The following is a 10,436-nucleotide window of genomic DNA, read 5'->3' on the forward strand; positions in this document are numbered from 1 at the left end:
CACATATGCCAGCGAAATGGCTGAAAATCATTGAGCTCGCACAGACGTATGTGCAAAGTGTCGCCTGATTTGGCACCTGATCCCGAAGTGGTCTACATCAGCACGAAAAAGAACATGAGCATTTGGCAAAGCGAACCCTTGACAAACCGAACTTTTGAATGGTTTAAACTGGTTAAATTCAAGGGTGTATTTGTCATGCCTTTGATTTGTCTACCGTCACCCTTGTGACCTTAACTGAAACCATTCAAGTGTTTGTCAAGGGCAAATGCGGCTCCGATTGGTATAGTCAGTGGGCCTTCACCACCTTTAATTTTTAGTTTTCATAAAAAATTTGACAGTTCCAGAAAACAGGTTCTCTACCTTTCGAGTAAACAACCTGCTTTCAGTTTAATGTTCAGTTATCTTGAATGCTAATCGAGTTTGTCCGTCCTGTCAACTAATTGACCTTTATCAGACCGATCAGTCTCTCTGATAAGTGACCACAGGTTTACGTGCGGCCGTTACTTCATCCAGGCGTTTGACAGCTTTCGTGAACGGTGCTCCCGTCACAGTTTCCGGATTGTTTTCTGCATCTTCTGCTATTTCGATCATAGCATCAGCAAAAGCATCCAGCTGTTCTTTCGCCTCCGTTTCAGTTGGTTCGATCATCAGACATTCTTCAACAATCAGCGGGAAGTAGACTGTTGGTGCGTAGAAGCCGTAGTCCAGCAGACGTTTGGCAATATCAAGCGTACGTACCCCCAGTTTTTTCTGACGGACGCCGCTTAAGACGAACTCATGCTTACAGTGTGAACTGTACGGTGTGTCGTAATATGGCTCCAGACGGGCTTTCAGATAGTTCGCGTGCAGGACAGCATCCTCAGACACCTGCTGCAGGCCGTCTGCTCCCATGGAACGGATATAGGAATAGGCACGGACGTTGACGCCGAAGTTACCGAAGTATCCCTTCACTCGACCGATCGATTGCGGATGATCAGTTGTTACTTTATAGGTGTCTCCTTCTTTTGCAATACGTGGAGACGGCATGAAGGCTTTCAGATAGTCTTTCACGCCGATCGGTCCGGAACCAGGTCCGCCCCCACCATGCGGTGTACTGAAAGATTTATGCAGATTCAAGTGGACGACATCGAAGCCCATTTCGCCTGGTGTTGATTTACCTAAAATAGCATTTGCATTTGCTCCGTCATAATAGAGCAGTCCGCCCGCTTCATGAACGATTTCAGCAATTTCAACGATGTCCACTTCAAACAGACCTAGCGTATTCGGATTCGTCAGCATCAGTCCGGCAGTATCCGGTCCGACCGCAGCTTTCAGCGCATCGATTCCGACACGTCCCTGCTCGTTTGATTTGATTTCCACGACATCATAGCCGGCAACGACTGCACTCGCCGGATTTGTTCCGTGAGCTGAATCGGGAACCAGGATCTTACGGCGCTGTTCGCCTTCCCCATTTGCTTCATGATACGCTTTAAAAATAAGCAGCCCTGCCCACTCACCTTGAGCACCGGCAGCCGGTTGTAAGGAAATAGCATCCATCCCGGTGACTTCCTTGAGGTTCTCTTCCAGTCGATACATCAGTTCCAATGCTCCTTGAGCCGTTTGGGCTGGTTGGAACGGATGGATCTGAGCAAAGCCGCTGTACCGTGCAATGTCTTCATTGACTTTCGGGTTGTACTTCATCGTACACGAGCCAAGCGGATAAAAGCCAGTCTCGATCCCGAAGTTCTTGTTAGATAAGCCTGTATAGTGACGCATGACTTGAAGCTCGGACAATTCAGGAAGTTCAGCTGCATCTTCTCTAATCAGATGCTCAGGTATAACGCCTGTCAGATCCGTTTTTTCAACAGAAGACTCCGGAAGACTGTAGCCTTTACGTCCCGGTCTGGAAATTTCGAATAGTAAATCGTTATAGACTGCAGTCATGTTATTTCCCCTCCCCTGCTAAAAGTGATACTAGATGGTCCATTTCTTCTTTCGTCCGTTTTTCCGTGACGCATAAGAGCATGGCATTCTCTTCGTTAAGTGCTTCAGACACATCGAACCCTCCGACTATTTGATGGTCAAGCAACTGGTCAGTGACCTCGTTGAATGGGCGGTCCAATTTGACAACAAATTCATTAAAGAAGTCATTGTCAGACAGAACAGTCAGTCCTTTATCAGCCAGTTCTTTTTTCACATAGTGGGCATGATTCAAGTTCTGCTGAGCCATTTCCTGCAGACCCACTTTACCTACTGCTGCAAGGAATACTGAGGACCCAAGGGCTAACAGAGCCTGGTTCGAACTCATATTAGATGTCGCTTTTTCACGGCGAATGTGCTGCTCCCTAGTCTGCAGCGTCATAACAAAGCCGCGCTTGCCGTCTTTATCCGTTGTTTGACCAACGATACGGCTCGGGACTTTACGCATGTATTTTTTCTTCACTGCAAAGTATCCACAGTGGGGGCCGCCGAAGCTCATTGGAATACCGAATGGTTGAGTATCACCGACAACGATATCAGCTCCCAGTTTTCCAGGTGCTTCAAGCAGAGCGAGAGCCAGTGGATTGGCCATGACGATAAGGATACCTTTTGTATCTTCAAGAAGTGATTTTATTTCTTTAAGGTCTTCAATCGTTCCGAAGAAGTTAGGGTATTGAATGATCACAGCAGCTGTCTCCTCATCAATGGCTGACTTCAGTTCATCTATATCCGTGCGGGTACCGTTCAGACTGACTTCTTTCACTGAGTATTCCATGCCATATGCATAAGTATGAATGACTTCTTTTGCCTGAGGATGCAGGGCTTTTGAATACAACACATTCTGTTTCTTCGTAGCTGAAGTAGCCAGGTTGCAGGCTTCGCCTAAGGAAGTGAAGCCGTCGTATAAACTTGAGTTGGCTACGTCCATACCTGTCAGTTCACACATCATGGTCTGGAATTCAAACAGGGCCTGCAGTTCGCCTTGACTAGCTTCCGGCTGATACGGGGTATAAGCCGTCATAAATTCGGAACGCAAAAGCACATGATTGACGATGCTGGGACTATAGTGGTCATATACGCCTGCTCCTAAGAAATAGGCGTGACTTTCTGTTGTTGTATTTTTAGCTGCCAATTCTTTCATGTACTTGGTGAGTGCCTGTTCGCTCAAGGCATCTTCCAGATCAATCGCTTTATCTTTTGTTGCGAGAGTCGATTCAGGGATATCAGAAAATAGGTCTTTAATCGATGAGACACCGATCGTTTCAAGCATCTCCTTGCGGTCCTGATCAGTTGTCGGCAGATAACGGTGTTGGTTAGTCAAAAAATCCACTCCTTCATGTCTTTTGATGTCAAAAAAAGAGCAGAAAGAAGAGCGAATGAGATCCGTTCTTCTTCCTACAAGGGTTATAGTCCTGAAACGTACTCGTCGTATGCCGAAGCATCCATCAGTCCGGAAACATCGACTGGTTCAGATGACTGGATTTCAACAAGCCAGCCTTCTCCAAAGGGCGCTTCATTCAGTTTTTCAGGTTCATCTTCCAAGGCACTGTTGATTTTGGATACTGTGCCTTTTACGGGAGAATAAATTTCAGAGGTGGATTTCACTGACTCAACAGTCGCAAATTCATCCTCTGCTTCGAGTTCAGCGCTTAATTCCGGCAGTTCAACAAATACAATGTCGCCCAGCTGTTCTACAGCATAATCGGAAATTCCTACACGGACGTAGTCATCATTGATTAGTTCGATCCATTCGTGTTCTTCTGTGAAATATAGTCTAGCTTTGTCTGTCATCATTATTCCTTCTTTCAGATGTTATTTATCGCTTCAGTTCTTTAAAAAATTCTTCTTGATCAGTCTGGCTGGAATGCGTTTCTTACGGACTTGAATATAGACCGTGTCTCCCAGCTTGCCTTCAGATTTTCTCATTCTCAGGAAACCAATGCTCTTCCCAAGTGTCGGAGACTGGGTCCCTGATGTGACGACTCCTATTTCTTCGTCTGCTTCATTATATACCGGATAGCCTTCTCTGGCTATTCCTCTTTCAAGCAGTTCAAATCCTCTGGACAAGTAAATAGTTCCTTCTTCTTTCTGCTTTTCCAGAGCTGCCTGGCCGATAAATGGTTCCGGCTTATCCCATTTCACTGCAAAACGAAGCCCGGCTTCAAGAGGTGTAATGTCTTCAGACAAGTCTTGTCCGTAAAGCGGCATACCTGCTTCCAGACGAAGCGTATCTCTGGACCCGAGTCCACATTCAGCTAGATCATACTGTTTTCCTGCGTCCTTGAACGCCTGCCACAAGTCTTGAGTCTGGTTCCAGTTGACGTAACATTCAAATCCATCCTCACCTGTATAGCCTGTTCTGGAAACGAGCACGTCTGTAAATGCGCCGGCTTCAGCGATTTCCGTAAAGTGATAATTCTTCAGTTCTTTAATGTCATCCCCAAACACTTCAGCAACCACATGTGCCGCATCTGGGCCCTGAACAGCGATCAGTCCTGTTTCAAGAGATTTATCTTCAATCGTGACCGATCCGTCCTGATGCTTCAGCAGCCAGTCTCTGATTTTGTCTGTATTCGATGCATTCGGTGTCAGCAGATACGCTGATTCATTCTTTTTGAATATAATGATGTCGTCCAGGATGCCACCTGTTTCATTCGTGACCAGAGTATATAGCGCCTGTCCATTTGAAATGGCCGCCAAATCGTTCGTTATCAATCTATTGAGCCAAGCTGTCGCCTGCTCTCCTTGAACCTCGATCTCTCCCATGTGAGATACATCGAACAGTCCCACTCGCTCACGAACAGCGTGGTGCTCTTCTATCAGTTTGTTAAACTGGATCGGAAGGGCCCATGACCCAAAATCCACCAGCTTTATTCCATTATCAGTATAGTAATCATATAAGGGTGTTCGTTTTAACTGACTTGCTTCTCCTGCCACTCTCATCCCTCCACTGCTTCTTCACTATTAAATACAAGTGATGTTCTCCTACATTCTAACATGATTTTATTCGTTATCAAACAGGTGAAATGACCATTACTACAAAAGAATACGTTTACATTTTTATATAACGAACACTATCCACTACAATATCTTTAATTGTTCGATTTTGTGTTTTGCTGAAATACGTGTTCATCAACAATTTACTTTTTATGTCCGTGCAAAGCTTATGTTATACTTATTATACTACAAAGGAGGCACTAATATGAAACCAGAGATATCTGATTTTACTTTTTACAATCCTGTTAAAATACTGTTCGGTAGGAATAAAATCGAACAATTAGATAAGCACATCCCTTCTGATAAGAAAGTTCTCATCTTGTACGGTGGCGGCAGTGTGAAACGATTCGGTACGCTTGACCGTGTAAAAGCAGCCTTGACACATGAGACTGTCGGTGAATTCGGCGGCATCGAAGCCAATCCGACATTTGAAACCTGCATGCAGGCAGTCGAGCTTATAAAGGAAGAAGGGTATGATTATCTGCTGGCAGTCGGTGGCGGATCAGTCATTGATGGCGTGAAATTCATTGCTGCAGCAGCAGAATTCGATGGAGACCCGTCTGATATTTTCGGAAAAGGAGTCGGAGCCGGCAAACCTGTCCAGTCTGCCCTGCCTTTCGGAACGATTCTGACTCTCCCCGCTACTGGATCCGAAATGAATGAGACGTCAGTTATTTCATTCAAGGAGAAGAAAGCTAAAGTCAGCTTCAGTAGCTGGGAAGTTTTTCCGAAATTTTCCGTTCTGGAACCTGAACTGACCTATACCCTTCCAAAAAGACAACTGGCTAATGGCATTACCGACTCGTTCATTCATATTCTGGAACAGTACCTGACATACCCTGTGGGAGGAAAAGTACAGGACGAATTCGCTGAAGGTCTACTTCGCATCCTGATTGAAATCGGGCCCGATGTGGTTGACGAGTCAAAACATGACTATAACTTAAGAGCTAACTTCATGTGGACCGCTACTCTGGCGCTGAATCGCCTGCTGTCCAGAGGAGTCCCTGGAGACTGGTCGACACATGCACTTGGCCATGAGATCACTGTCTTGAACAATACAGACCATGCACGTACGCTTTCTGCAATCATGCCGGCTGTGATGACGGTCCGTAAACTCAAGAAATGGGACAAACTAGTTCAATATGCTGAAAAAGTCTGGGGCATCCTAGACGGGACTGAAGAAGAGAAAATCGATGCAGCCATACTCAAGACAATCATTTTCTTCAAGTCGATCGACATGCCAGTCAACCTTTCTGAAGTCAATGTAAAAGAAGAGGATATCGATACCTTAGTGTCACAACTCGAAGCACACGGCAATGATTCTATATCGGAACGTGGCGACCAGACTTTGGATGTTTCAAGAGAAATCTACAGAACGGCTCTTCACAAAAATTATTGAGCACCAATTCAGGAGTGGTAAGAATGTTGAAGAACACTTGGCTGAAGTATACGTATCTGACGCTTTCTGCTGGTCTCGTTCTCGCTGGCTGCAATATCGATGATGACAGTGAGGATATCGACGAGCCGGATGAAGAAGTCATCGCACCCGAACAAGATGACGAAGTTTTAGATGAAGACGAAAACAACAGTGATGATGACTACACCGTATCACAAGATCTTGAAGTCTGGTTCCCCAAGTTGGAAGACACCTGGCTTGAATACGAGGGTGAAGGCATAGAGTATGCCTCATTCACCCGTTATCCTCAGTTCGCCCATGATGACACGCTTCAGATGATTGAATCGACTTCTGGAACCGATGTGGTTACTGTCTATGAGTATACTGAGGATGAAATACGGGAAATTTTTGTACGTCCGGAAACCTATTTCAGAGATGATATGATAGACACCGGATTGAGCAGTGCGCAGGATGACCACGAAATTATTCTCCAGCTGCCTATTGAAGCCGGTCACTCCTGGGAGAGCCCGACTGGCTCAGTAACTGAAATAACTGATGTGGAAGTCGAAATTGACCTCCCTTTCGGAACCTTTGATGCAATCGAACTGACGCGCGAACGCGAAGGCAATACGACAGTGTATTACTATGCTGACGGCATTGGGCTGGTCGAGCGCATTTCAAATCCCGGTGACGATAAGATGGAGATTCGTTCAACATTGACAGAACTTGCGGAAAATCAGCCAGAAGAACATTCCGTGACAGTTTTTACACTCGATGATCAGGCTACTGAGCTTCAAGCTGTCAATACGCCTATTGAGTTGTATACTAACGAGCCTATTCGAGTGGCTTTGACAGAAGTCCTGAGAGGACAGGCCGAGGGTTACGACTCTTTAGCTCTGATTGCTGAGTCAACTGAAATCATCTATATGTATCTTGGAGATGATGGCATCGCGTATGCCGACTTTTCCGTAGAACTGATTAATGATATGAATGCCGGATCGGGAATCGAGTCACTCATTGTTCAAGCACTGGTCAATACCATTGGAGGCTACTACAATGTTGAAGAGGTTTCGCTGACAGTCGATGATGAGCCCTACTCTTCCGGACACCTCCACAGGGAAGAAGGAGAGACTTGGCCAGTTGACCATTCACTAGTCAGCTGGTAACTAACGGAATAAGTACTAAATAAGCCATTTTATTCTCAGGAATGGCTTATTTTAGTGAGTAATTTTAATTTGAGCATATTAGAAAAAAGGAAGAGCCGCGGCTCTTCCTTTTTTCATTCAGCTTATCTTTATTTGATCAGTTCGTAGATTGCTTCTGCGTAGATTGCCATTGCATTCATAAGATCATCTACAGCCATGAATTCATTGGCCTGGTGCATCGTATCGACACTGTCCGGGAACATTGCGCCGTATGCGACTCCGCGTTCCATCAGACGGCCGTATGTTCCGCCACCAATAACCATTTCGTGAGCTTCAAGCCCAGTCTGACGATGGTAAACGTCCAGCAGTGTTGTCACAAGCGGATCGTTGGCAGGAACATAGTGAGGTTCCTTCCCTTCACTGTTTGAAAGCTCTACATCATACTGAGACAGCTTGTCTTTGAAAGTATCTAAGATCTTATCTTCTGTTGTCCCTTGAGGGTAACGCATATTGACCGTAATTTTTCCGCCTTCTTCTGCTTTATAGGAGAAGACACCCGGATTGGAAGTCAGCTCTCCCATTACGGAGTCCGTATGATCGATACCCAGTTTTTTCCCTTCAGGATCATCGTGCAGATAAAGTGTGATGACTTCCAAGAAAGTTTTTGCATCTTTTCCAAAATTAAAGTCTGATAAATAACGTGCCAGGTAAGTCGCTGCATTGACTCCACTGGCCGGCTTGCTTCCGTGAGCCGCTTTACCGGTGAATTCCAGCGTTACTTTGTTTCCGTCCACAGCCGCTGTCCCTTTGACTGGTAGTCCATTAAGGAAGTCAGTCAGTCCAGATTCGATAGCTTGAGGGTCGTCACTTTTAACGACGGCTACCGCATCTTGAGGAACCATATTCGGACGCAGGCCTGATTCAAACTGAACTAATTCATTTGATGCTCCGGACCCGTCTCCTTTTGTTTCGATGAATACAGTTGTATTCCCTTTTTCACCATTAATGATCGGGAATGTGGCATCCGGTGAGAAACCAAAGTCAGGTTCAGGCTCAGTTTCAAGGTAATGCTTGATGCCTTTCCATTCACTTTCTTCATCAGTTCCGATGATGAAACGGACTTTCTTGGAGACTGGAAGATCAAGGTCTTTGATCATCTTGATCGCATAATAAGCCGCCATACCAGGCCCTTTGTCATCACTTGATCCACGTGCATAGAGACGGCCATCTTTGATCACGGGTTCAAACGGATCTGTTTCCCATCCCGTTCCTGTAGGGACAACGTCGACGTGAGCCAGTACGCCCATGAGTTCGTCTCCGTCACCGTATTCGATGTGGCCGGCCCAGTTATCTACATTTTTTGTTGTGAAGCCGTCACGGTCACCTAAAGCCAGAAATGCCTCAAGTGCTTCCTTGGGTCCAGGTCCTACAGGCGCTTCCTCTGTTGCTTTATCATCATCACGCACACTATCGATACGAAGCAGGTCAAATAAATCTTCCAAAAACGCGTCTTTACGTTTCGCTGCTTCAGCTTTCCAGTCAATTGAGTGTTCAGTCATTCTTACATTCCTCCTAAACATTTTCGTGTCTCTTTTTCTATTTTATCATTTATTTCATCAAACTCCAATTAAAGATGACACAAACACTTCTCACCACTTTATCCAGTGAGCTAAATATGCCGACTGGTTTTTACTCGACTGGATAGTATTTGAAGAGTAAACTAAAGGAAAGGAGGCATGCTAGATGAATAAAATAACTAAAAGAAAAGTAGAATCTTTTATTACTGAACGAAAAAAAGACAGTTATAAAGGTACGTACGGTCGGGTACTGTTAGTTGGAGGTAACGAAAATATGGGTGGAGCGATTATTTTATCTGCTTCAGCCTGTGTTCACAGCGGTGCAGGTCTGGTGACAGTAGCTACAGATCCAAGTAATCACGCTGCCCTTCACTCCAGACTTCCTGAAGCGATGTGTCTGCCGTTGTATGATCTCCAGCAGTTGGAATCCATGATTGATGGGATGGATGTGATCGTCGTCGGACCGGGTCTGGGTCGTGATCAGAGGGCGGCTGATGTAATGAAAACCGTTTATGAAACAATTGACGAGGAGCAAATCCTAGTTCTGGATGGGGATGCTATTCATCTGCATGTCAATGAAAATCTCCCTCCTCTGAAAGCAGAACTGATCGTGACGCCTCATTTAGGTGAGTGGCGTACACTGACTGGTGTACCGATCGATGATCAAGACGTTGAACTGAACCATCAGAAAGTAAAGGAACTGAATGCGGTAGTGGTTTTGAAAAAAAGTCGGACGGAGGTCTATTACGAGGATGAAGTCTGGGAAAATACTGCCGGGAATCCTGCAATGGCTACTGGCGGCATGGGTGATACTCTGGCTGGAATGATTGCCGGTTTTGTCGCACAGTTTGAGCATAAGAAACACGCTGTTCTGGCATCTGTATACCTGCACAGCTACATTGGTGATGAACTAGCCAGACACCAGTACGTTACCTTGCCAACACATATTATTGAGCAGATTCCTGAAACAATGAAAACTTTTGCAAAATACGACAGTGGGAAACGGTTCGTTTGAGTGGTCTTTGGATCCTTGAACTACCCCCACTTTCGCTCACGCTTAGAAGTGGGAGATTCCTGGGAACAAAGTAGACTTGACACACTTGTTTAATAGAGTATCAGCGGTTGCTTTTATTTACCAGGCTACCCCCGTAGTCCCTACGGTTGGAGTGTGTTAGACAAACTGTAGTATTTTAATGCCTTCGTTTAAAATATTGATACTTGCATTGATATCTCTGTCATGATGCGCTTTGCATTCTGGGCAGATCCACTCTCTGATATGCAGATGTTTCTTCCCGGCGTTATGCCCACAAGACGAGCACAGTTGACTGGAAGGATACCACTGACTGACTTTAACTAGAGAGC

Annotated in this window: 9 protein-coding genes; 3 read left to right on the top strand and 6 right to left on the bottom strand. The window is 45.4% G+C overall.

Annotated elements, in window-relative coordinates:
* Positions 1-459: 459 nt before the first annotated feature.
* From gcvPB to gcvT, 4 genes are all read right to left on the bottom strand, one after another.
* The gene (gene gcvPB, locus BLR76_RS09905) at positions 460-1,923 is read right to left on the bottom strand and encodes an aminomethyl-transferring glycine dehydrogenase subunit GcvPB (RefSeq protein WP_091268561.1); all 1,464 of its coding nucleotides are present in this window, start codon (positions 1,921-1,923) and stop codon (positions 460-462) included.
* A gap of 1 nt (position 1,924) precedes the next feature.
* Positions 1,925-3,280: an aminomethyl-transferring glycine dehydrogenase subunit GcvPA gene (gene gcvPA / locus BLR76_RS09910; RefSeq protein ID WP_091268563.1), complete on the bottom strand. Its 1,356-nt coding sequence runs from the start codon at positions 3,278-3,280 to the stop codon at positions 1,925-1,927.
* Between the two features lie 83 nt (positions 3,281-3,363).
* Positions 3,364-3,750, bottom strand: coding sequence for a glycine cleavage system protein GcvH (gene gcvH / locus BLR76_RS09915; protein WP_091268565.1), 387 nt, complete (start codon positions 3,748-3,750; stop codon positions 3,364-3,366).
* 33 nt (positions 3,751-3,783) lie between these two features.
* Positions 3,784-4,896, bottom strand: coding sequence for a glycine cleavage system aminomethyltransferase GcvT (gene gcvT / locus BLR76_RS09920; RefSeq protein WP_245683081.1), 1,113 nt, complete (start codon positions 4,894-4,896; stop codon positions 3,784-3,786).
* A gap of 265 nt (positions 4,897-5,161) precedes the next feature.
* Here gcvT and BLR76_RS09925 point away from each other — a divergent pair, with 265 nt between their 5' ends.
* Entirely contained in the window at positions 5,162-6,355 is a 1,194-nt protein-coding gene (locus BLR76_RS09925; RefSeq protein ID WP_091268569.1) for an iron-containing alcohol dehydrogenase, read from the top strand.
* A 23-nt stretch (positions 6,356-6,378) separates the two neighbouring features.
* A complete protein-coding gene (locus BLR76_RS09930; protein ID WP_091268571.1) occupies positions 6,379-7,518 on the top strand; it encodes a GerMN domain-containing protein in 1,140 nt (379 codons plus the stop codon).
* Between the two features lie 128 nt (positions 7,519-7,646).
* Here BLR76_RS09930 and pepV read toward each other — a convergent pair whose 3' ends face one another.
* Positions 7,647-9,056 carry a dipeptidase PepV gene (gene pepV / locus BLR76_RS09935; protein ID WP_091268573.1) on the bottom strand — a complete coding sequence of 470 codons (1,410 nt, stop codon included), beginning with the start codon at positions 9,054-9,056 and terminating at the stop codon, positions 7,647-7,649.
* 184 nt (positions 9,057-9,240) lie between these two features.
* Between pepV and BLR76_RS09940 the strand changes: the two genes are divergently transcribed.
* A complete protein-coding gene (locus BLR76_RS09940) occupies positions 9,241-10,089 on the top strand; it encodes an NAD(P)H-hydrate dehydratase (protein WP_091268576.1) in 849 nt (282 codons plus the stop codon).
* Between the two features lie 156 nt (positions 10,090-10,245).
* On the opposite strand, the gene BLR76_RS09945 is transcribed toward BLR76_RS09940, so the two are convergent.
* The coding region (locus BLR76_RS09945; protein ID WP_143009240.1) for a zinc ribbon domain-containing protein at positions 10,246-10,436 on the bottom strand (191 nt) is incomplete at its 5' end.

Source organism: Alkalibacterium thalassium (assembly GCF_900101165.1).
GTDB lineage: Bacteria > Bacillota > Bacilli > Lactobacillales > Carnobacteriaceae_A > Alkalibacterium > Alkalibacterium indicireducens.

Excerpts from the sequence above, each read along its gene's own strand:
- gcvPB (WP_091268561.1), bottom strand. The coding sequence starts at position 1,923 with ATGACTGCAGTCTATAACGATTTACTATTCGAAATTTCCAGACCGGGA.
- gcvH (WP_091268565.1), bottom strand. The coding sequence starts at position 3,750 with ATGACAGACAAAGCTAGACTATATTTCACAGAAGAACACGAATGGATC.
- BLR76_RS09925 (WP_091268569.1), top strand. The coding sequence starts at position 5,162 with ATGAAACCAGAGATATCTGATTTTACTTTTTACAATCCTGTTAAAATA.
- BLR76_RS09930 (WP_091268571.1), top strand. The coding sequence starts at position 6,379 with ATGTTGAAGAACACTTGGCTGAAGTATACGTATCTGACGCTTTCTGCT.
- pepV (WP_091268573.1), bottom strand. The coding sequence starts at position 9,056 with ATGACTGAACACTCAATTGACTGGAAAGCTGAAGCAGCGAAACGTAAA.
- BLR76_RS09940 (WP_091268576.1), top strand. The coding sequence starts at position 9,241 with ATGAATAAAATAACTAAAAGAAAAGTAGAATCTTTTATTACTGAACGA.